Origin of the sequence: Rheinheimera sp. D18 (assembly GCF_004345025.1) — a bacterium.
GTDB lineage: Bacteria > Pseudomonadota > Gammaproteobacteria > Enterobacterales > Alteromonadaceae > Alishewanella > Alishewanella metallidurans.
The window spans coordinates 71,863-94,273 of the sequence record NZ_CP037745.1 but is presented as its reverse complement, the minus strand read 5'-3'; the positions used below and the strand labels follow the sequence as shown (position 1 = coordinate 94,273).

The window sequence follows — 22,411 nt, the reverse complement described above, 5'->3', positions numbered from 1 at the left end:
AGAATGAAATTAAACCCCTTAATAACCGACACTCTTGCCGAGCTGGCGCAACATAAACTGCGCACCTTTCTTACTCTGTTAGGAATGATATTTGGCGTGGGTGCCGTTATTGCGATGCTAAATATTGGCGAAGGTGCAGAGCGTGAGGCTTTAAAAACCATTGAAACGATGGGCTTGCGCAATCTTATTGTTGAAGGCCGACTTTTTGATGAAAAAGCCTTACAAGAGCAACGTAAACATTCACTAGGGCTTAACCAAAGCGATATTGATATTGCGGTGGCTACACTGCGCGATGTCACCGCTTATAGTGCTGAGCTAAAACTCGATACCCACAGCATTTATAGCCATCAAGGCAAAAGTGATGGTGTTGCTATAGGCGTTTCACCCAGTTATATGCAGTTAAGTAAGTTAAACTTTGTTGCTGGGCGTAATTTTACTGAACAAGAAAATCGCTATGCAGCTCAAGTAGCCATTCTAGGTGCTAGAGTAGCAAAAAGTTTATTTCCCAATGGCGATGCACTTGGTAAAACCGTGAAAGTAAACCATGTTTGGCTGCAAGTGGTAGGCGTATTAGCCGAGCCTTATGCCGGTAGCGATGATTTTCAGGGTATTAAATTAGGTGGAGAGCAAAACCAATTATTTATGCCCCTACTTAGTGCACAAACGCGCTTTAAACAGCTACCTATGAGTGCCGAGCTAACCTCATTTCGTTTGCAACTGGCCGAGCAAGCCAATAATGCGCTTACGGCTAAGGCGTTAGATGCACTGCTAAAACAACGACACAACGATATTGATGACTACACTATTATAGTGCCGGCAGCACTGTTGGCTCAGCAAAAACAAACTCAACAAATTTTCAATATTGTTATGTCTTGTGTCGCGGGCATTTCCTTGCTCGTGGGTGGCATAGGCATTATGAATATCATGTTAGCTACCGTGTTAGAGCGCACTAAAGAAATCGGTTTATTACGTGCTATTGGCGCAACACAACGCGATATTAAACTGCAATTTGTTGCCGAAAGCTTTGCTATTGCTATTCTTGGTGGTTTACTCGGTATTGTATTTGGTATTTTATTATCTGAGCTTATCGCTTTTTATTCCGATTGGGCAGTAAGCTGGTCGTTACTGGCAATAGGCTTGTCTTTTAGTATCTGCGCTCTTATAGGCATTGCTTTTGGTGTTTATCCGGCCATTAAAGCGTCGCAGCTCGACCCGATTACCGCCTTGCAAAGCGAGTAACTTAACCGAGAAAGGAGCACATTATAATGCAACTCATTGCAGCTCGTCGTATTTGGCAACAAGCGCCGCATAATGCGTTTACCGATCTCGTTTATTTTAATAACGCATTATGGTGTGTATTTCGTGAAGGTAGCCACCATGTGTCTGCCGACGGCGCTTTTCGTATTTTACGCTCAGCTGACAGCGGCATTACTTGGCATAGCCAAGCGCTAATAACCGCCACTGATGCCGATTTACGAGACGCAAAGTTTAGTATTGCCCCTAATGGCGCATTGTTACTGCTTGGCGCTGGGGCGTTGCACGATCGCAGCAGTTATAGCCATCAGTCTTACATTTGGCGGTCAAACGACGGTATTCATTGGTCGGCACCTGAGCCAGTTGGTGAAAAAAACGTCTGGCTGTGGCGCATGACATGGCAACAGCAAAAGCTATATGCCTTGGGTTACGGTATTGGCCAGCCGCGTTTTGTTCGCTTATACCAAAGCGACGACGCTAAACAATTTCAACCGATAACGGATGTTTATCAAGGCAGTTACGCTAACGAAAGCGGCTTATTATTTGCGCACGATGGCACAGCACTTTGCTTGCTTAGACGCGACCCAGACAATGGTTTATTTGGTAAAAGCGTACCGCCATATACACAATGGCAATGGCAGGATATTGGCTGTCGTATTGGTGGGCCGCAATGGTTGCAGTTACCTAATGGTAAGTTGCTGGCCTGTGTGCGCTTATATGATGAACAAGTGCGTACTAGCTTATGTTGGCTTGATGCCGTAAATGGTAGCCTAACTGAAGCCCTTACGCTGCCCTCTAGTGGCGATTGCAGCTACGCCGGCATGGTGCTGCAAGGTGATACGCTTTACGTTAGTTATTACTCATCGCATGAAGACCAAACAGCAATTTATTTTGCCATCGTTAAAACTAACTCGGCATAAACGGCAATATAGCGTTAAAATTACTTGCCACAAATTGTTAACTGAAGTTACAGTTCTGGCTATTTTCTAACGCTAAGTTCACTTAAGCCAGCAGAGCGTTTATACTGCCGCTGTTTTTTACTATTATTATTTGCTTGTGGCTTAATTACTGTTAGTCATTGCAGATTGTTACAGGGAGTAACAATACCATGCAACAAAATACCGGTCGGATCGATTACCTGGATGTTATGCGCGCAGTATTAATGATGCTAGGTATAGTGTTACATGCTGGCCAACTGTACAACCCGCAACAATCTTGGTTGCTACATGCACCAGAAAGCTCGTCACTATTCACCTACATGATTATCATCATATCGACCTTTCGCATGCCCGCATTCTTGGTCGTATCTGGTTTTTTTTGCGCGATGTTTATTCTCCGCTACGGTAATGCCGTATTTCTCAGCTCTCGCACTAAACGTATTTTATTACCGCTTTTTGTTAGCGCAATAAGCCTAAATGTGTTTCAGGCTTATTTACTGCAATATTTTGGTTGGATATCAACAAGCGTACCACGTTATTTATTACAGGGCGGCTGGGTGCAACACCTTTGGTTTTTAATTGATCTATTTCTGTTTATCATACTGCTTTGCGTTGGTTACAGCCTGCCTTTAGTGCGTAAATTATGTCAGCGGTTAAATAGCTTGGTGGTAAATACACTACCCTTACCAATATTTATTGCCATCATTTCATTATATTCTGGTGGTTTGGTGTTGCTTAAAATTCTTGGTATACCTATGTACGACAGCTGGTACGGTATGACCGACTTGTACGAGTTACTGTCTTACTTACCCTTCTTTCTATTTGGTTTAACCCTGTACTCGAGCCCAAAATGGTTAGCGCAATTTAGCACGATAAAACTGGTTTATGGCATTGCGGCTATGGCATTGTTGGTGGCGCTGCATTATTTACTGAATCAAGGTGCTGGCGGAGCATGGCAAGCTGCAACCATGTACTGTAGTTCACTGATCCGTTGGTTAAGTGTCGCCTTGTGCTTTAGTGTGTTTAATTATTTAGTTACTCGCGGTAATCCGTACTGGCGGTTTTTATCAGAGGCATCGTACAGCGTCTATTTATTCCATCATCTCATTGTTGTCGCGCTTGGCTTATGGCTAATTAATTATAACCTCAGCCCCGTTGTCGGCTTTAGCCTGATCGTCATAACAACATTACTGCTGACGGTCGCTATACATAAATATTTAATCGCACCAAATAGGTTATTACACCTATTGTTTAACGGTAAATAACTATGCTTTACGGCTGATTGCTTATTTTTGAGCGATATTGAAAGCTAAACCGTGTTTTACCTGTCTACTAGCTACATTAATAATCAAGTAGATGGGTAACGCGGATATGACAATATCGAGACTACTTAAAACACTCTGTTGCAGTGCGTTAATGCTAAATACCGCCGCACAAGCCAACCCAGAACCCATGCCGGCAACCAATCACCTAGAAACCATAGTTGTAGGTGCCGGTTGTTTTTGGGGCGTAGAAAAGCGCTTTGAGGCCATTCCCGGCGTAATTGATGCTATTGCGGGCTATGCTGATGGCGACGGTGTAAAGCCAACCTATAAAGCCATTACTGAGCAACGTAATAAAAATAACCCGAAGAATCATGCCGAAGTAATACAAATAAGCTTTAACCCAGCTGAAATTAGCCTAGAGCGGCTGCTACAGCACTACTTTGAAATGCATGACCCAACGCAGTTAAACCGGCAAGGTAACGATATTGGTACACAGTATCGCTCTACTATCTTAACCAATAGCAGTGCCCAGTTTGATACCGCGCAGCAGGTAATGTTGGCGTATCAGCAATTATTGAACCAAGCTAAGTTTGGTAAAATTACCACGCAAATTAAGCCGCTAAAGCAGTTTTTTCCGGCAGAGGCGTATCATCAGAATTATCTGGCAAATAACCCTAATGGCTATTGCCCAGACCATGCCACTGGCGTACGTTTTGCTAGTGCTACAACTGAAAAAGCCGCACCCACAGACAACAGCAGCTTGCTTATTGGCAAACATATTTTAGTTATAGATTCTGAAAATTATTGCCCATACTGCGAAAAGTTTAAGGCCGATGTTGCCAGCAAATACAGTGGCGACATTCCGCTTAGTTTTCGCTTTGCTACTCAGCTTACAGGCTTAAATATTACTTCGCCAACTTGGGCTACACCGACCATTATTTTGCTGCAAAATGGTAAAGAGGTATATGACCGCCAAGGCTATTTAAGCCCCAGCGATTTTTATTTACTGCTAGGCAAGTTTAAATTGGGCGATAGTGAAGCGTTTAACATTGCCTTTGACGAAGGCACTGACGGCCAATTTTGTCAGCAATATGAAATTTTCAAAAATACTCCCGACGGTGTATTTATTGATAAGTTAAGCGGCGCAGCTTTATTTGATACCCGCGACCGCTTTGATTCAGGCACTGGCTGGTTGTCTTTTACTAAACCGGTTACAGATGCGGTTATAGAAAAGCCGGATAACCGTTATGGTATGCGCCGCACCGAAATTCGCGCAGCGGTATCGGGTATCCATTTAGGACACGTATTTAATGATGGCCCCAATGGCCAGCCACGCTATTGCATTAACGCCACGGTACTAGATTTTGTGCCACGTTAGTAAAGCAATCTTATAGTCAGCATAAAGCCTAAATTGATTATTACTGTTTAGGCTTTTTAGTTAATAAATTTTCTTCATTCGAGCTTTCTAAATCTGCGGCTAATTGTTCAGGAATAGTTTCGTCGGTGCTAACATCAACCTCGGCATGATTGGTAACGTCAGCCATCGCTGCACTCATAGCAGGGTTAGCAATAGGTTTGGGTTGTGTATTAGCGCTCAAATTTTCAGCTATATGAATACGATAAATAGGCTCAGGCATTTCAATGCCTGCGTCATCAAATGCTGATTTTACTAAACGAATAGCTTCACTTCGGGCTTTTAAAAAGTAGGTATCAGTCTGATTTATCCAAGCAAAAAACTGTAGTGACACCGCACTATCGCCTAACTCTGCCACTAAACAGCGCGGCGCCGGATCAGTTAAAATACCCGTCATCTTGGTAAGTGTCGCAATGCCTAGCTGGCGTACTTTAATTAAATCTAGCTCCACCGAAACACCGACATTAAAGCCAAAACGACGTAATGGGTTGCGTGAAAAGTTAGTCAGTGCTGAAGTGATAATGTCGCTATTGGGAATGCGTAAATGGTTACCGTCAAACGTCATTAATACTGTGTCACGTGACGTAAGTCGAACCACACTACCGATGAAATCGCCAACCTGAATTTGGTCTCCCACGGCAAATGGGTTTCGAGTTCTTAATAATACTCCAGCTAAATAGTTTTCGACAATATTGCGAAACGCAAAGCCAAGGGCGATACCAATTACCCCGGCAATACCCAAGGCGGCACTAACTAATGCAGTCGCGTCTAGCAGCTCTAACGCAATTAACACGCCAATACCCGTAATGACTAAGCGAACAAAGCGCATGCCTAAGTTTGACGCTAACTCACTAAACCCAAGCCGCCGCAACCAAGCACTGCGTCTTGTTAGCCAAGCGCCAAGTTGGGCAAAAGCAACAACAACGATTAACGCCAATAAGAATAGCGGCAACATTTGCAGCGCTTTATTTAGTATCTCTTGAAGCTTTTCACTAGCAGGGGTAAGCCGAGAGCGAACGGCTAATTGTTCTTGCAAATTATTTTGCACATATACAACGCCCTCTAGCCTATTGGCTATTGGCTATTTTTTCAACATCTCGGCTTAGTTGTGCATTGGCAACTTCACCACTAAGACTTAGCACACCAGCTTCTACTTTTACTTCAACTTGCTCTAGGCCAGCAATAGCTTTGGTAATGGCTAATAAACGAGCCGCTATCGCTTGATCTTGCGGCATGTTTACGATTGATATCGGCTTAGCAACTGGCTCTACTTCTGCCGCAATAGTTGTAAAGCTTATGCAACATAGCAACACGACTACTAACTGCACTATTGCGCGCCTAGCTAGCCGACACGTCATACTCACTCCTTATTAAAACACACTTATACTAGCCCGAATTTCGCATGCCTGCGGCAATACCGGCAATAGTCACCATTAGTGCACGGCTAATCATCGGGTTTACCCGCTCCGGCTGGTGCCGTACCCGATGCAACAATTCAACCTGTAAAATATGTAACGGGTCGATATAAGTATTACGCAATATAATAGATTCGCGGATCCAACTTTCTTTTACCATTAACGTTTCGCTATGAATTAACTGCAGCAGTAACTCTCGATCCGTCGCTAACTGTTGCCGCAGGCTTTCGCCTAGGTGTTTTAGCTCAGCGCCGACCAGTATTTTATCGTAATAGGCCGCAATTTCGGCATCGGCTTTTACGTACACCATTTCTAGCATTGACATTCGGGTAGCAAAAAACGGCCACTGTTGCTGCATTTCATCTAGTAAAGCGGTTTTATTTTGTTGTACCGCCTTTGCTAGCGCACTACCAGCGCCAAGCCAAGCCGGCAGCATTAAGCGGTTTTGCGACCAAGCAAAAATCCACGGAATAGCACGCAGGCTTTCAACGCCTCCAGTAGGGTTACGCTTGGCTGGCCGACTACCTAATGGTAATTGGCCCAGCTCTTGCTCAGGTGTAGCAGCACGAAAATAAGACACAAAATCTTTATTATGTCGCACCACCGCACGATACGCCTCGCAGGAATCATCGGCCAGCTGCTGCATAAAATCGCGCCAGCTTTGCTTTGGTACTGGTGGTGGTAGCAACATTCCTTCTAACACTGCACTGGCGTACAGCGCTAAACTGCGTTCGGCCAACTTAGGTAAACCAAACTTAAAGCGGATCATTTCACCCTGCTCAGTTACCCTAAGCCCACCGGCTAAGGAACCGGGCGGTTGCGATAAAATAGCCGCGTGCGCTGGGCCACCGCCACGACCAATAGTGCCGCCACGACCATGAAATAACGTAAGCCGCACGTTAGCTTGCTGACAAATGGCTACTAGCGCTTCTTGCGCACTGTATTGGGCCCATGCAGCCGCAAACACGCCGGCATCTTTTGCCGAGTCAGAGTAGCCAATCATCACTTCTTGTTTGCCGTTAATATAACCGCGATACCAGTCAATACTCAGCAACTTACGCATACAATCTGGTGCATGTTGTAAATCATTTAAGGTTTCAAACAAGGGTGCTACTGGCATGCTGAAACTAACGTCTGCTTCTTTTAACAGCAACTGCACGGCCAATACGTCGGACGGTTTACCCGCCATAGAAATAACATAGGTGCTTAGCGCTTCACTACCATGATGAGCGATGGTAGCGCAGGTATCTAACACCTCTTGCACCTCAGCCGACGGCTGCCATGTTGTCGGGAACAACGGCCGGCGATTAGCCAGCTCAGTTAATAAAAACGCTTGGCGTGCAGCTTCATCCCAAGCGGCATAATCCCCCAAGCCAAGGTATTTGGTCAGTTCACTAAATACCTGCGCATGCCGGTCAGCGTCTTGGCGAATATCTAGTTTTAACAACGTTAAACCAAAAGCATAGGCACGACGTATGGTATCCAGCAATTTGCCATTGGCTATTACAGCCATGTTGCAATCTAACAACGATTGATGACACAGCAACAGTGGCGTCAGTAATTGCTGATTATGCCAAATTAAATCTTGCGGGCGCTGCAAGCGGTCATGTTTTAACGCTTCTGTTAACCAATCTCGGGTTTGCAGCAAGCCTGTGCGCAGCTTATTTAATAGCAAACGATAAGGCTCACTGACATCGCCAATGACAGCTCGCAGAGCATCATTCGCCTGATGCATCGACAATTCACTACTAAGTAAATCAATATCCTGCGCAAATAAATCGGCGGCTTTCCACCGGCTAAGTAGCAATACTTGACGTGTTACTTTGGCGGTAACAAAAGGATTACCGTCACGATCCCCGCCCATCCACGATGAAAACTTCACTGGCGCCGCATCAAGTGCTAAACCTGTTCCAGTTGCATCAATTAACTTGGTATCCAGTTCACGTAAAAAATCTGGCACCGCATACCATAGTGATGCTTCAATAACAGCAAAACCCGACTTTGCTTCATCAACCGGCGTTGGTCGCTGCTCGCGTATTTCATTAGTGTGCCAAGCTTGGGCAATAAGCTCGCTTAAGCGCACTTCAACTTTTTGCTGCTGTTGCGTCGTTAAATCTTGCTCTAACTCGCTTAGACAGCCGGCAATCTCGGTGAGTTTATGAATTAACGTACGCCGCGACACCTCGGTAGGATGTGCGGTTAACACTAACTCAATAGATAAGTTGGCGGCGGCTTGCTCTACCGCTGCGCTATTTAACTGCTTACTGTCTAGTAAACTAAACAGCTCTTGCAAAGGTTCGGGTTTCTCAATACTGGCTTGGCCAATACGGCTAATGGTGTAGTGTTGCTCCGCTAGGTTAGCTAAATTTAAAAATTGCGCAAATGCGCGCGCTACCGGCAATAATTCGTCGTCCGTTAAACTACGCAGCACCTGCTTTAATTGCTCGGCTTGTAGTTCTTCGCCTTGACGCCCAGCTTTAGATAACAAACGAATTTGCTCTACCCGCTCTAGCACTGCATTACCAAGCTGGCCACGAATAGTTTCGCCAAGTTTAGTACCTAATAAACTTACGTTGGCCCGTAACGCTGCATAATGATCCATATCTGTGCCTTAGTTGTGAAATTTTCTCCACACTAACGCGTTATTTACTGGTACTCAATACTGCTTTATTACAACAGAGATAACGATATTACGAAGAATAAACGTACAAAAACAAAAAACCGCGATAATCGCGGTTTTTGTTTTTAGCTAATAACTAAATTAAAACTTGTAACTTACGCCAGCAAAGATTTGACGACCAATAGTATCAAATACTTCTGGTACAGTGCCGCCATCGCTACCATTAGCAACGAAAGATGGTTTTTCATCCGCTAGATTTTTCACGCCGGCTGATACACTGAAACCGTCAGAGATAAAATAGTTTGCTGATACGTTATGGTATAACTTGGCATCAATTCTTGAACCGTCTGCCAAATAATCTGTTTTACCAATATAACGGTTAAAGTAAGTTACACTCCAATCGCCTTGGCCAGCTTGAATACTAAAGTTATTACGCAGTTCAGCATAACCACCGTAGTTACCATCAATAGTATTAGTATAATCGATACCGTCTTGCTTAAATTCTAACAACCACGTTGTATCGTTATTGATATTCCAGGTTAAACCTAAGCCATCAAAACGGTAAGCAAAGTTAACATCAATACCACTGGTATCTTGGCTACCCACGTTAGTAAGTGGATTAGTAAAGTTAGACAAGTCACCCGCTAATGTAATACTAAATGTTTCACAGGCAGTAACATCGCCAGCAAAACAGTTATCTAAACCGGCTTGTGCATCTAAGCGCGTTATCGCATTAGTGACTTTGAACCGCCAGTAGTCGACTGTCATCGACAAGCCTTCAATTTGCGCTGGTGATAACACAAAACCAGCAGTAAATGATTCAGATTCTTCAGGCTTAATATTGCTATCAGAGGTGTAATTTACCAAGATTTGTGGATCTTGCTCATTACCCCATGGGTCGTCTAAATAATCGTAAGAACCGGTATTACCACCGTATAGCTCACTTACGTTAGGTGCGCGAAAACCTGTTGCTGCTACTGCACGCAGCATTAGTTCGTCATTCGCTTTGTAGGATAAACCCACTTTCCAAGTACTGGCTTTGCCGAACGTAGAGTAATCATCAAAACGCAGCGCAAATTCACCGGTTAATTTATCGCTAAAAGGTACACTAACCTCTTGATAAAACGATACAACATTGTAGCTACCGTTAGTTGGGTCTTGCTGCGCCGCTGTACCTTCACCCGCAACGATAACCGGATCTGGATTGAAGAAACCACTATCGCGACGATATTCTGCACCAATAGCAAAACCTACGGCGCCAGCTTCTAAATCAAATAAGTCACCGCTTAGAACAGCAGCAGCAATATGCTGTGCGTTGCCACCGTCAGCCTGCTCTAAATAACCAATATCGTTAATAATGGCGCCTGTTAGCGGTGCGCCGCTAAACCATGCGGCTTGATTAGCGTAAATAGAGTTTTCCATTTTTACGGCGTTTATCGAGTTCGCAACTGAGGTATCAGCTTTATTTTTACCGTAGGTGTAAGACAGATCCCAGTTCATACCAGTATGTACATTTAGCTCACCGGCCAAACCTGCTGATAAACGTAACGTATCGGTATCTTGCTGATAAACACGGGCGCCAACGTCGTTAGTACGACGGCGATAGTTTACTCGTCCGGTATTATCAGCCGCTATGCCACCGGCAACCATTGCTGGTGTTAAACCAATACAATTAACGGCATCAACACCTGGCTCACCGCAAACACCCAGCATAATATCACCTGGCTGTGGGGCTAACTGTTGATCAGATTTACGCTTGGTGTACAACACATCAGCAGTAAACACTAAATCGCTATCAAATTCCTGTACCGCGTTTGCAAACAGGCTATAACGCTTGCTTGGTGTTTGATACCAGCTATCTTTGGTGAAGTCATAACCTGCTCCGCGAGCTACCCACTCACCATCGACATTTTGTACCTTACCGCCCAAGCTGCCAGTAGGTATAAATGAGCTATCACCCACTTCAGTCCAATCACGATCCGACTGAATAACACCTTCGCGCTGCGAGAACGCCGCACCTAAGGTATAATTACCACGCTTAGTGCTAAAACCATATAACGCACTAACTTCTCCCGTTTCGCCATCACCTTTGTCGGTGCTGCTGCCATTTAAGTCTAACTGAATACCATCAAAATCTTTTTTGGTAATAATGTTTACCACGCCAGCAATAGCGTCAGAGCCATATACCGCAGATGCACCATCTTTTAGTATTTCAACCCGCGCAATCATAGCAACGGGTATGGCATTTAAGTCTACCGCACTATCGGCACCTGAACCTGAGTTCACCATACGACGGCCATTTAACAGCACTAACGTGCGCTGTGAGCCCATACCGCGTAAATCAACTTGCGCTACACCATCAGCACCATTATTGGTAGTAGAGCCAACAGCAGCACCGGCCATTGAGGTTTGTGCTTGCAGTAACTGATCAACTGAGGTGAAGCCCTCAATGCGAATCGCCGCAGCATCAATAACCGTAACGGGCGATGCGGTTTCCATATCCTGACGCTGAATGCGTGAGCCCGTAACCTCAATGCGTTCTACTTTGGCGGTTTCTTCCTGCGCGCGAGCAGTTGTAGTGAAACCCAGTGTGGCAATCGGTGCCGCAAGCACCGCAATGCGTACGGCATTGCTAACAAAAGACTTTTGCATATTGTTCCTCTTAGACACCTTTGTGTGGACGAATATCGTTGTTATGGATTTTTCGTCGCTGACGCTACGAGTGTTTTCAACGTAAATCCATCACAAATACGTCAGTGCGGCTAATGCTGTGATAAAACGGGGGACAGCTGATTTCAGCAGTAAAACTGTATTTATTTGTTAAATACCTCAGCTATACATACATAACTGATGGTAAAAGCTATTCGCTTTGGTCTAAGTTTGCTAGAATACGGCCCCGCTTTGGTTATACCTAAGCCAAATCCAAAACTTAACCGCACATATAGCGCCACTCTGCGTTGTGAGTTTGAATTACTTTGAGTCGGATATGAAACTAAGCTGTTTAATAGTGGACGACGAACCTTTAGCCAGGGCTGGCATTAAATACCTGTTGAGCCAACAGCAGCAATTTGAAATAACGGCAGAAGCCGATAACGGTACCGATGCATTGCGTTTAGCAGAGCTGCATCAGCCTGATATTGTGTTTCTTGACATACAAATGCCGGGGCTAGACGGTTTAAGTGTGTTTAAGCAACTCACCAAAAAACCCGCTGTGATCTTTTGCAGTGCTTATGCTGAGTACGCCGTAAACGCCTTTGAGTTAAGCGCGGTCGATTATTTACTTAAGCCCTTTAGCCCAGAGCGTTTTCAGCAGGCTTTACTTAAAGCTTGCAGTAAAATCATTCATCGCCTAAGCAATAATCAACCCAACGACACCGCTTCAGAATACGTAAGCCGCCTGACAATTCGCGATCCGGGCCGGCTACGCATAGTAGAAGTAAGCGATATTAGCTGGATTAGTAGTGCGGGTAATTACGTGGATATTCATGTGTATCCACAACAAAAAAACTATTTGTTGCGCGATACAATGGCGGCAATTGAGAAAAAACTCGACCCAGCCGTGTTTGCTCGCATCCACCGATCGAGCATTGTACGTAAAAGCGATATCGTTGAGCTGCGACCTGGTGACAAAGGCGATGCCGATGTTGTTTTAAAATGCGGTACTGTGCTGACGATGTCTCGACGCAACCGTGCGGCATTGGCAGAGTTATTTGGTCAGTTATCGTGAGCAGTAAAACCTTAAGCAAAATACGCTTCCTTGTTATACTGCAGATATCCAGCTAAGGAACTATGCCTTTATGTCAGCGCAGCCAGAAACCGTAACCAAAAAGCCAAAAAAATCAGGTTTTTTTAGTAATTTACTACTTAACGTAATTATACCCGCGATTATTCTTAGCCGCTTTAGCGGTGAAGACATGCTTGGCCCCGTTGGCTCGGTAGTCGTAGCATTGGCGTTTCCACTGCTATTTGGTGTATGGGAATTAAAGCAGTCTGGAAAAGTAAATTTTTTCTCAGTACTAGGTATTGTTAGCGTATTACTGACCGGTGGCATAAGTTTATTGCAATTAGACCCAGCTTACATTGCGATTAAAGAAGCACTTATTCCGGCGTTAATTGGCATTATTGTACTTGCTAGCCAATACACACGGTTCCCGTTTGTAAAAAAACTTCTAATCAACCCGGAGCTACTGGATACCGATAAGTTGTATCAAGCCTTGGCAACGCAAAATAACAGCGCTGAGTTTGAACGTCGTATGGCCAAAGCGGGTTATATTGTCGCCGCATCTTTTTTTATGTCGGCGGTATTAAACTACGTGCTGGCTAAAGCTATTGTGGTTAGCCAACCCGGCACAACGGCCTACGCTGAAGAGCTAGGGCGCATGACGTGGTTAAGCTATCCGATTATTGTGCTACCTAGTATGGTGATGTTATTTGGCGCTATTATTTATATGTTTCGCCAAATAAGTAAACTTACTACCAAACCGCTTGATGAGTTTATTTTGCAATAAAGGCTTATCATACAAACGCTAGGTTGGTTTGATTAAAATTCGCTAGATTAGGAAACAGTTGTAAACTTTGCGCGGTGGTTAAGCCAAACCACTGCGCCAAGGTAGCAAAATACTGTTCATTGGCAAAATTAGGAATAATACGGCCGGCGCCGACGTCTCTATCACCGCCAAGTCGTTGTTGCGGCACTGCGCCGTATATATCGCCGCCCTTTACCGCACCGCCCATAACCAGTTGATGGCCAGCCCAACCATGATCAGTACCGTTGCCGTTTGTACTAAGCGTGCGGCCAAAATCAGACATAGTAAAACTGGTCACATTATTACTATTACCGCTGGCTTCTAATGCCTGCTGAAAACCCACCATAGCTTCGGCAACTTTTGCTAGCAGCGCCGGATGTAGCTTTAGTTGATCGCCATGGGTATCAAAACCGCCCATACGAACAAAAAACACCTGCCGCTTAACCTCTAAGTTTTCTTTAGCACTAATAAGTTGTGCTACTTTGCGCAGTTGTGCAGCCAAAGTATTTCCACTTGGAAATAACTCGCTAAATTCAGGTGCTTGCTGCAAAGCTTGGCGCATTACAATACTGCGCTCAACAGCGTTTTCATTTATTTTGCCATAATATTGGCCTAACACATGTTGCGGCGACCCCATCAACGTCTGCGCCGCTTGGCGTATCACATTAGACCGTACGTCAGATCGTCGGCTCGCCTGCAACTCTGGTACACCGGCACTGGTAAGGCCAAAGGGGTTAATTACTTGGCCGCTTTGCCACAAATTACTACCGGCTAAACTAATGCAACTGGCAAAATCGGGTTGCTGGTATAACAGCTCCAACATTTGTCCGCCCCAGCCATGGCTGACAATTTCTGGCTCTCGACCGCGCATCCAAGTATTTTGCTGATCATTGTGCGAAAACAAATGTTGCGGCTTTACTGCACTCGCTGACAAATATTCAGCTTTTGTTATTGGCTGCACCAAGCTACCAACAGCAGACACTATGGCCAGATTGCGCTGCTCAAAATAGGGTAATAAGGGCGCCAGCGATGGGTGCAGCGCAATACCATCATCAACGCTATGCTTAGGCTGCAGCGCTAGTGCGCCCGATATCGCTAACTGTTGCCTAGCCTGTTGGTAAAACTGTAAACTTTCACCTGATTGCGGTATTAACATGTTAAGCGAGTCGTTACCACCAGACAAAAATATACATACTAACGCTTTGTAATCATTAAAAGGCTGTTGTTCAGCCGCTAACACTGATTGCATAAAACGCATTTGCAATGCTGATAACGCTGCAACACCCAAGCCACCACGTAAACATTGCGAAAGAAATTTGCGTCGGCTATTTAATGTCATAGCAGATCTCCGTTAAAGCTGCACTGCGTAATCAGGCGAAATAAACACCAAATACAATAAGGCCGCAGCACGCTGCTCGGCATTTAACTCGTGTAATCTCTCATCGACACTACTAAGTACCTCACGTAATGCTATTGGCATTTCGCCAGCAAAAAACAATAAGCTGTATCTATCAAGCAACGCTATTGTACCTTGGTCGGTTAATAACTTAGCCGGTACGCTAAAGTCTAGCAACATAGCATATTCATTGGCTTTAGTGACTTGGCCTTTAATACTGAGATTAATTGCCGAATGAAAGAAATTTTGCATTTCTATTAACAAATCATCAGTCAATATTTGTGCTTCAGGCGCACTCAAACCAAGCTCTTGCAACTGACCATTAGGCGTATAATCTGGTCGAAAAAAGTTAAACACTGAATCGGCTTGCTGGGGCGCTTGCCCGTGAGTGCTTTCGATAGTATAAGCATTAAAACGACCACTGGTAGAGTTAGCATCTAACGCACGCCATAAATGCGTCGTTTTTAACAACGGCTCTCGTAGTTTACCAAAGCTTTGCTGTTGATATTTCGGCTCTTGTCGTGCTTCTTCATCTAATAAAATAGCTTTAGCAACAGCAGCTAAATCACCCTTTACTCCCTCACCGTTATCATTAAATACTTGGCTAACCCGCGCTACATAGTCAGTAGAGGGATTAGACGTTACTAAGCGCTGAATAAGCTGTTTACTAATAAAAGGGCCAATATTTTTATGGGCGAATATATTATCTAGTGCATCAGTTAAATCTTGTTGTGCCGTTTGGTTTGCCGGTAAAACTTGGTTGTTTAACAAACGTTTTTCTGCGGTGTCATGGTGCTTGTCAAACGCCAGCATGGGTTTAAAATAGTCTTTTTTACTAACATTCCAGTACGGACTGTCGCTGCTCCAGCCGGTAAACACGCGGGCAAAGGCTTCAATGGTGTTTTGCTCATAACTGGGTATCGTCTGACCGCTTTGATCTAACATGGGCGTACCGTTGTCATGTAAATCGACAAGGCCAATACTAAATAACTGCAGTATTTCTCGGGCAAAGTTTTCATCTGAACGAATATTTCGTTCTGGATCAGGTTTTTCGTTTCCCATATGGCTAAGATAAACGCCCATTACCGGCGATTTAGCGACGTTTTCTAGCAAATCACGGTAATTGCCAAATGCATGCTCTACCAAGATGTCGTAATAGTTAATCAGTGCCAGTGGCTGTGTTTCTAAATTTGGATGATATCTTGAGACGACTATTATTTCGCTAAGGGCAAAGGCCATACGTTGGCGCAGCTGATCTGGCTTACGTAAAGCAATATTCAGCCATCCCTCTACGCGGGTATACTGTGAAACATGGCTTTTGCCAACAACGTCTGGCGCGTTTGGCGTATGTAAGGTGGCTGGCATTGCCAATTGCTCATCTAGCCATTGCTCGGCAGTGAGGGTTGTCGCATGTTCTATATCGGCTAGTGCCGGCCCAAAGGTAGCTTGTTGCAACAGTCGTGCGGCTTGGTTTGGCGTAAGAATATTAGTTGATACGGGCGGAACGGGCTTCTTCGGCGGATCGGGTATCTCTATTGGCGGCTTAGTGGTTGAAACTGGCTCAGCCGTATCTGTGCCACCACAAGCCGTTAGCATTAATACTGCTGCAAGTAACAACCCTCTCATCACAAACCCTTTTTGCATATACCTCATCACCTATGCCTTAAATTTTAATTAACGGCAGAACTAAGTCTAGCATGGTATAAAACCTAGTTAGCATAAAAAGGCCGCAAATGCAGCTCAATGCCTAAACTTGCTCTAATGTTACGGCTTAGCACTGCGGTTATTATAGTCGGCTAAAGGCTGCTGCCAAATCAGTAATTAAATCGTCTACATCTTCCAAACCAATATGCAAACGAATAAGCGGGCCACTATATGGCCAAGCTGTTGCTGTACGTAATTGCTGTACATCCATGGTTGCAGTAATTAAGCTTTCATAACCACCCCAGGAAAAACCCATTTTAAAATGGCTCATTCCTTCAATAAATGCCTCTATCTGTGCCTGATTTGCCTGCTTTAATACAAAGGCAAATAAGCCATTACTACCAGTAAAATCACGCTTAAATAAGCTATGCCCAGGATGCGACGCTAAGGCCGGGTGTAAAACGGTTTCTACTTCTGGCCTTTGCGTTAACCAGCCAGCCACGGTTAGCGAACTTTGTTCATGTTGCCGCAACCGCACCGCCAGTGTGCGTAAACCTCGTAATGCGGTATAGGCATCATCGGCTGATGCACAGTAGCCGAGCAAATAGCTGTGTTCACGTAGCTGCGGCCAGTGTTGCTCGTTGGCACTAGCCGTGCCTAACATCACATCTGAGTGGCCAACAATATATTTAGTTGCCGACTGCACCGACACATCAACACCCAATGTAAATGGCTGACATAAAATCGGGGAAGCCCAGGTGTTATCTAAAATAGTAACGACGTTATGCCGCTTTGCTACTGCACAAATTGCCGGAATATCCTGCATTTCAAAAGTTAATGAACCTGGGGATTCCAGAAAAATAACTTTAGTATTGGGCTTAATTAGGCTGGCGATACCAGCGCCTATATGCGGGTCATAATAGGTTGTTTCTATGCCCAAGCCTGCTAATACCTTATCGGCTAATGAGCGACTGGGCTCATAAGTACTATCAACCATCAGTAAATGATCGCCACTTTTTAAAAAGGCCAATAACGCACCGCTAATCGCCGCTGCACCGCAGGGATAAAGCGCACAACCAGCACCACCTTCTAGCTCGCATATTGCCTGCTGCAGCGCAAAATGGGTGTTGGTGCCACGCCGCCCATAAAATGCAACCCGATTTGCTCGATTAAGGCTAGCATGTTTCAGTTGGGCAAAAGTATCAAATACGATAGTAGAAGCCCGCACCACCGGCGGATTAACTACGTTTCCTGTATATTGCTTACTGCGTCCGGCGTGTATTATGCGGGTGTCTCGTTTCATGGTTATCCTCAGGCCAGCGACAGGCTTCTAGACGTCTTAACTTTGCCGCTATACTGCCATATTCAACTAGGGCTGTCTGCTGCTAAGTAACCTTAGCTGGCAAGACCATACACGTCATTTATTGTTACTAGCTGCTCAAGCTGTGGTTTGGCAAAATAGTAACCTTGAAAATATCCAATACCAACCGACGCTAAGTAATCTAGCTCTGCACGGCTTTCTATCCCCTCAGCTAATACCGTTGTTCCCTGTAATTCGCACTGAGCCAGGGTTTGTTGCACGATGTATTGCTTAGCAGGATGTTGTTCAATATTACGAATTAATTCCATATCTAATTTTAAAATGTGCGGCCGTAGTTCAATTAGCCAATCTAGCGTGGCAAAACCTGAGCCGTAGTCATCTATCGCCGTTTGAAAACCACGTTTAGCATAACTACGAAAAATACGATTTAAATGCGCCTTATCTGGAATTTGCTCGCCTTCGGTCACTTCAAAAATAAGTTTTGTTAAGTCAAAACCATATAAATCAGCCGCTTCAATTGTTGCCTTAATACAAGTTTCTGGGTTGTACACGGCATTAGGCAAAAAGTTAATATTTAAAAACGTGCTGCAATTGAGCCTCGCTGCCGTTTCTATTGCTTTTACACGACACGCTTGATCAAAATAATATTTATTGCTGTCATTAATACGCTGAAACACCCAACCCGCGCCCTCACCTTCAGGGCCTCGAACTAGCGCTTCGTAGCCAAAAATACTTTTCGTTTGCCAATCGATAATAGGCTGAAACGCCATACGAATTTGAAAGCCAAGTGATTGACCACTTAAACAATCGCTGCAGGTTTGTTGCTTTACGCTGTCTGGAAAATCCATAGGCAGTAATAGTTCTGTCTAATTATTATCCGACTTTAACGCGCTTTATAACGCCTTACTAGTTTTTTCGACCAAGCCCTGCCATTCTGCGCTATAGCGAATTTTGATATGCTAGCGTCAGCACCAAGCAATCCATTATGAGCTTTTTGGCTTGTGTTTGCGTATAACGAGGTTTAGACAACATGTCGCTACTATCAACCGCTCTAGCAGATAATCTTAGCCTCAGGCAGGCTAAACTAGCAAGGGTGGCACAGAGCTGTATAATAGCCGGCAATAACGATATGGCTCGATGGCAAAGATGAAATATAAAGACTTACGTGACTTTATCGACCAGCTAGAACAGCGCGGTGAACTAATCCGTGTTAAAGCTGAAGTAGACCCAGTATTAGAAATGACCGAAATTGCTGACCGCACCTTACGCGCTGGCGGCCCGGCTATTTTGTTTGAAAACCCAAAAGGGTTTAAAACGCCAGTATTAGCTAATTTGTTTGGTACCACACAACGTGTGGCTCTGGGCATGGGCCAAGAAGACGTGTCAGCCCTACGTGAAGTCGGTAAATTATTGGCCTTTTTAAAAGAACCTGAGCCTCCTAAAGGTTTAAAAGACGCCTTTAGTAAATTGCCTATTTTTAAGCAAGTGCTGAATATGTCGCCTAAACAAGTTAAAAAAGCGCCATGCCAAGAGATAGTGCTAAGCGGTGAGCAGGTTGACTTAACCCAATTACCTATTATGACGTGCTGGCCCGGCGACGCAGCACCACTGATTACCTGGGGCCTAACGGTTACTCGCGGCCCACACAAAGAACGACAAAATTTGGGCATCTATCGCCAACAATTATTAGGTAAAAACAAACTAATTATGCGCTGGTTATCGCACCGTGGCGGCGCACTGGATTTTTATGAGTTTCAAAAAGCCAACCCAGGGCAAAACTACCCGGTGTCTGTGGCGTTAGGTGCTGACCCGGCAACCATTTTAGGCGCTGTAACACCTGTGCCGGATACACTATCCGAATATGGCTTTGCTGGTTTATTGCGTGGTGATAATACCGAAGTGGTAAAATGCATTAGCAACGACTTGCAAGTGCCAGCCAGTGCAGAGTTTGTGCTAGAAGGCTACATTGAACCCGGCGAAATGGCGCCAGAAGGCCCTTATGGCGACCACACCGGCTATTACAATGAAGTAGATAGCTTCCCGGTATTTACTGTTACGCACCTCACCCAACGTAAAAACCCTATTTACCACAGCACCTATACCGGTCGACCACCAGATGAACCCGCTATTTTAGGCGTGGCATTAAACGAAGTATTTGTACCCATACTGCAAAAGCAGTTTCCAGAAATTACCGACTTTTACCTACCGCCCGAAGGCTGCTCGTATCGGTTAGCAATCGTAACCATGAAAAAGCAATACCCAGGCCATGCTAAGCGCGTAATGATGGGCGTATGGTCGTATTTGCGCCAGTTTATGTATACCAAATTTGTGATTGTTTGCGATGACGATATTAATGCCCGTGATTGGCAAGATGTGATCTGGGCCATTACCACCCGTATGGACCCAGCACGCGATACCACCTTGGTAGAAAATACTCCCATAGACTATCTAGACTTTGCCTCACCCGTTTCGGGCTTAGGCTCTAAAATGGGTATGGATGCCACTAATAAATGGCCAGGCGAAACCAACCGCGAATGGGGCGAGCCCATTGTTATGGACCCAGCAGTTAAACAGCGCGTCGATGATATTTGGCATACTTTGGGTATTACACTACCTGAACAACCTTAAACTAGGCCAGTAGCGGCATTTTACCTACTGTTGCTGGCCTTAAATTTAAGCGCTATAACATCTAATTGCGGTTAACTATATTTAATAACCTGAAACAACGTTTAATTTTTCTGAGAGCACTATGACCATTATTGCCTGTACTATTGATGCCATTGAACCTTTAACGCCCACGGTTAACCGCGTGCTATTAACGCCAACAACACCAATAAGCTATCAAAGTGGTCAGTACTTACAGCTATGCTTAACCGCCGACGATAAACGCCCCTTTTCTATTGCCAGCCACGCCGGTAGCCAGCAAATTGAGCTACATATTGGTGCAGCAGTGGTCGATAACTTTTCTAGCCAAGCCCTTGCCCACTTACAACAATTATTTGCCGCTAAGCAGCCGGTATTAGCAGAAATTGGTTTAGGCGATGCTCAACTACGTACCGATAGTAAACGGCCACTCATTTTATTAGCCGGTGGCACGGGGTTTTCGTATATTTATAGCATTGCCCAAACGCTCGCTAAACAGAATATTCAGCGCCCGGTTTTTGCTTATTGGGGCGTACGTGATGTTGAAGCGCTGTATCATCATCCAGAAATGCAGCAATGGGCCAGCACCAATCAACTCTATCAGTTTATTCCCGTCATACAGCATTCAACCCCAGAATGGCAAGGCAGAACCGGCTTAGTGCACCAAGCGGTGTTAGACGATTTTGCCTCCTTAGCTGAGTATGACATTTATATTGCCGGCCCCTTTGCCATGGCGGGCGTAGTGCGAGACGCTTTTTTACAACAAGGCGCAAAACGAGAGAATATGTTTTGTGATGCTTTTGCGTATATTTAGCCTCATTTAACTGGTTGCCATGACGCAGCCAGATTATCCGATAATAAAAAAACTTAACTACGTTTAAACCTTTCGCTTTATCCTGCCGACTAACCTGACAGTTCATACAATAACTTGGGTAATTAAGGGCGTTTATGGCAATGGATATTGCGCAGGCAGTTACAGCTGCGCAAAAAGGTGACAAACAAGCCTTTTACTACCTGTACCAGCAGTATATCGGCCGGGTTTACGCTATTTGCTGGCGCTTACTAGCCAACAAGCAAAAAGCTGAAGATGCCTGTCAGGATATTTTTATTAAGGCATGGCAGCAACTAGCAGAATTCCGTGGTGATAGCAGTTTCGCTACTTGGCTACACAGTATTGCCACCCGCACCGCTATTAATATCTGGCGCCAAGAAAAATACCTGCGCTTAACGGACAGCAATGACGAGCAACCGGAGCTGGCTGAGCAAGCAACAATGTGCAGCAGTGAAATGGCTCCGCTAGAACAAGCCATACAACGCTTGCCCACACAGGCCCGAGCCGTATTTGTCTTGTTTGCTTTGGAAGGTTATCGGCACCAAGAAATAGCCACCTTGCTGGGTATAGCCGAAGGTACGTCTAAAGCACAATATTTCAGAGCCAGACAGTTGTTACAGGAGTGGTTAGCAGATGAATGATCAACAACTTGATAACGCCATTAGCAAGCTAGCAGCGCACATAGCCGTACAACGTGATTTATGGCCAGATATCGCCGCTCAGCTTGAAATAGCACAACCCCCACAAACCATAGCGCAACCGCCAAATACCATTAAATCCACACGCGGATATTGGGGGATTGCCGCCATGCTGGGGCTACTGAGTGTATTTGGTTGGCAAGCCCTATCACCCAATACAACCATTACAGCGGCTATGCCTACTGCAGAACTAATTTTACTGCAGCAATATGAACAACAAAAAGCTACCCAGCTAAGTCAGATAGTGGCCGTAGCTGAAGGCTTTGATAACTGGCAACAACAAATACGGGTATGGGATCAAGCAATAACCCAAGTACGCCAAGCGTTAACATTTTATCCAGATGAACCGCTGCTGTTAGCACAGTTACAACGTTTATATCAACAACAGCTGTCTTACCTGCAACAGGCGACAGTACAACAGCCTTTAATAATAAGTTAGGAGATA

At 44.9% G+C, this 22,411-nt stretch carries 18 protein-coding genes; 10 read left to right on the top strand and 8 right to left on the bottom strand.

From position 1 onward, the window contains the following. The first annotated feature begins 3 nt into the window (after positions 1 to 3). The 4 genes from E0Z06_RS00435 to msrA all read left to right on the top strand — a co-directional run bounded on the left by E0Z06_RS00435 (position 4) and on the right by msrA (position 4,835). Entirely contained in the window at positions 4 to 1,239 is a 1,236-nt protein-coding gene (locus E0Z06_RS00435; RefSeq protein WP_132580869.1) for an ABC transporter permease, read from the top strand. Between the two features lie 26 nt (positions 1,240 to 1,265). After that, on the top strand, positions 1,266 to 2,174 hold the full coding sequence (locus tag E0Z06_RS00430) for a sialidase family protein (protein WP_132580867.1): 909 nt from the start codon (positions 1,266 to 1,268) through the stop codon (positions 2,172 to 2,174). 188 nt (positions 2,175 to 2,362) lie between these two features. Then, positions 2,363 to 3,457, top strand: coding sequence for an acyltransferase family protein (locus E0Z06_RS00425; RefSeq protein WP_132580865.1), 1,095 nt, complete (start codon positions 2,363 to 2,365; stop codon positions 3,455 to 3,457). A gap of 106 nt (positions 3,458 to 3,563) precedes the next feature. Continuing rightward, complete coding sequence (gene msrA, locus E0Z06_RS00420; protein WP_207903112.1) at positions 3,564 to 4,835, top strand: peptide-methionine (S)-S-oxide reductase MsrA; 1,272 nt, start codon at positions 3,564 to 3,566, stop codon at positions 4,833 to 4,835. Positions 4,836 to 4,875: 40 nt separating this feature from the next. Here msrA and E0Z06_RS00415 read toward each other — a convergent pair whose 3' ends face one another. The 4 genes from E0Z06_RS00415 to E0Z06_RS00400 form a co-directional block, all read right to left on the bottom strand. Continuing rightward, positions 4,876 to 5,919 carry a mechanosensitive ion channel family protein gene (locus tag E0Z06_RS00415; RefSeq protein ID WP_132580863.1) on the bottom strand — a complete coding sequence of 348 codons (1,044 nt, stop codon included), beginning with the start codon at positions 5,917 to 5,919 and terminating at the stop codon, positions 4,876 to 4,878. Between the two features lie 19 nt (positions 5,920 to 5,938). After that, positions 5,939 to 6,229, bottom strand: coding sequence for a hypothetical protein (locus E0Z06_RS00410; protein WP_132580861.1), 291 nt, complete (start codon positions 6,227 to 6,229; stop codon positions 5,939 to 5,941). Between the two features lie 28 nt (positions 6,230 to 6,257). Further along, the gene (gene ppc, locus E0Z06_RS00405; protein ID WP_132580859.1) at positions 6,258 to 8,888 is read right to left on the bottom strand and encodes a phosphoenolpyruvate carboxylase; all 2,631 of its coding nucleotides are present in this window, start codon (positions 8,886 to 8,888) and stop codon (positions 6,258 to 6,260) included. A 159-nt stretch (positions 8,889 to 9,047) separates the two neighbouring features. Beyond that, positions 9,048 to 11,558 (bottom strand): TonB-dependent receptor, encoded by a 2,511-nt coding sequence (locus E0Z06_RS00400; protein ID WP_132580857.1) that lies wholly within the window; start codon positions 11,556 to 11,558, stop codon positions 9,048 to 9,050. A 334-nt stretch (positions 11,559 to 11,892) separates the two neighbouring features. On the opposite strand from E0Z06_RS00400, the gene E0Z06_RS00395 reads away from it, so the two are divergent. Together E0Z06_RS00395 and E0Z06_RS00390 are read left to right on the top strand one after the other, a co-directional pair. After that, on the top strand, positions 11,893 to 12,633 hold the full coding sequence (locus tag E0Z06_RS00395) for a LytTR family DNA-binding domain-containing protein (protein WP_132580855.1): 741 nt from the start codon (positions 11,893 to 11,895) through the stop codon (positions 12,631 to 12,633). A gap of 70 nt (positions 12,634 to 12,703) precedes the next feature. Further along, on the top strand, positions 12,704 to 13,414 hold the full coding sequence (locus E0Z06_RS00390) for a VC0807 family protein (protein ID WP_132580853.1): 711 nt from the start codon (positions 12,704 to 12,706) through the stop codon (positions 13,412 to 13,414). 7 nt (positions 13,415 to 13,421) lie between these two features. Here E0Z06_RS00390 and E0Z06_RS00385 read toward each other — a convergent pair whose 3' ends face one another. From E0Z06_RS00385 to E0Z06_RS00370, 4 genes are all read right to left on the bottom strand, one after another. Then, positions 13,422 to 14,771 (bottom strand): DUF1501 domain-containing protein, encoded by a 1,350-nt coding sequence (locus E0Z06_RS00385; protein WP_132580851.1) that lies wholly within the window; start codon positions 14,769 to 14,771, stop codon positions 13,422 to 13,424. Between the two features lie 12 nt (positions 14,772 to 14,783). Then, positions 14,784 to 16,472: a DUF1800 domain-containing protein gene (locus E0Z06_RS00380; RefSeq protein WP_165907358.1), complete on the bottom strand. Its 1,689-nt coding sequence runs from the start codon at positions 16,470 to 16,472 to the stop codon at positions 14,784 to 14,786. Between the two features lie 142 nt (positions 16,473 to 16,614). Continuing rightward, positions 16,615 to 17,775 carry a cystathionine beta-lyase gene (locus E0Z06_RS00375; protein ID WP_132580847.1) on the bottom strand — a complete coding sequence of 387 codons (1,161 nt, stop codon included), beginning with the start codon at positions 17,773 to 17,775 and terminating at the stop codon, positions 16,615 to 16,617. A gap of 92 nt (positions 17,776 to 17,867) precedes the next feature. Beyond that, on the bottom strand, positions 17,868 to 18,641 hold the full coding sequence (locus E0Z06_RS00370) for an EAL domain-containing protein (protein ID WP_132580845.1): 774 nt from the start codon (positions 18,639 to 18,641) through the stop codon (positions 17,868 to 17,870). Between the two features lie 298 nt (positions 18,642 to 18,939). Here E0Z06_RS00370 and ubiD point away from each other — a divergent pair, with 298 nt between their 5' ends. The 4 genes from ubiD to E0Z06_RS00350 all read left to right on the top strand — a co-directional run bounded on the left by ubiD (position 18,940) and on the right by E0Z06_RS00350 (position 22,405). Continuing rightward, positions 18,940 to 20,421: a 4-hydroxy-3-polyprenylbenzoate decarboxylase gene (ubiD, locus tag E0Z06_RS00365; RefSeq protein ID WP_132586608.1), complete on the top strand. Its 1,482-nt coding sequence runs from the start codon at positions 18,940 to 18,942 to the stop codon at positions 20,419 to 20,421. A 121-nt stretch (positions 20,422 to 20,542) separates the two neighbouring features. Then, entirely contained in the window at positions 20,543 to 21,250 is a 708-nt protein-coding gene (gene fre, locus E0Z06_RS00360) for an NAD(P)H-flavin reductase (protein WP_132580843.1), read from the top strand. A 134-nt stretch (positions 21,251 to 21,384) separates the two neighbouring features. Beyond that, positions 21,385 to 21,909, top strand: a complete 525-nt coding sequence (locus E0Z06_RS00355; protein WP_132580841.1) for an RNA polymerase sigma factor — start codon at positions 21,385 to 21,387, stop codon at positions 21,907 to 21,909. Next, positions 21,902 to 22,405, top strand: a complete 504-nt coding sequence (locus E0Z06_RS00350) for a hypothetical protein (protein ID WP_132580839.1) — start codon at positions 21,902 to 21,904, stop codon at positions 22,403 to 22,405. Before E0Z06_RS00355 ends, E0Z06_RS00350 begins: the two co-directional genes overlap by 8 nt. The last annotated feature ends 6 nt before the right edge of the window (positions 22,406 to 22,411 follow it).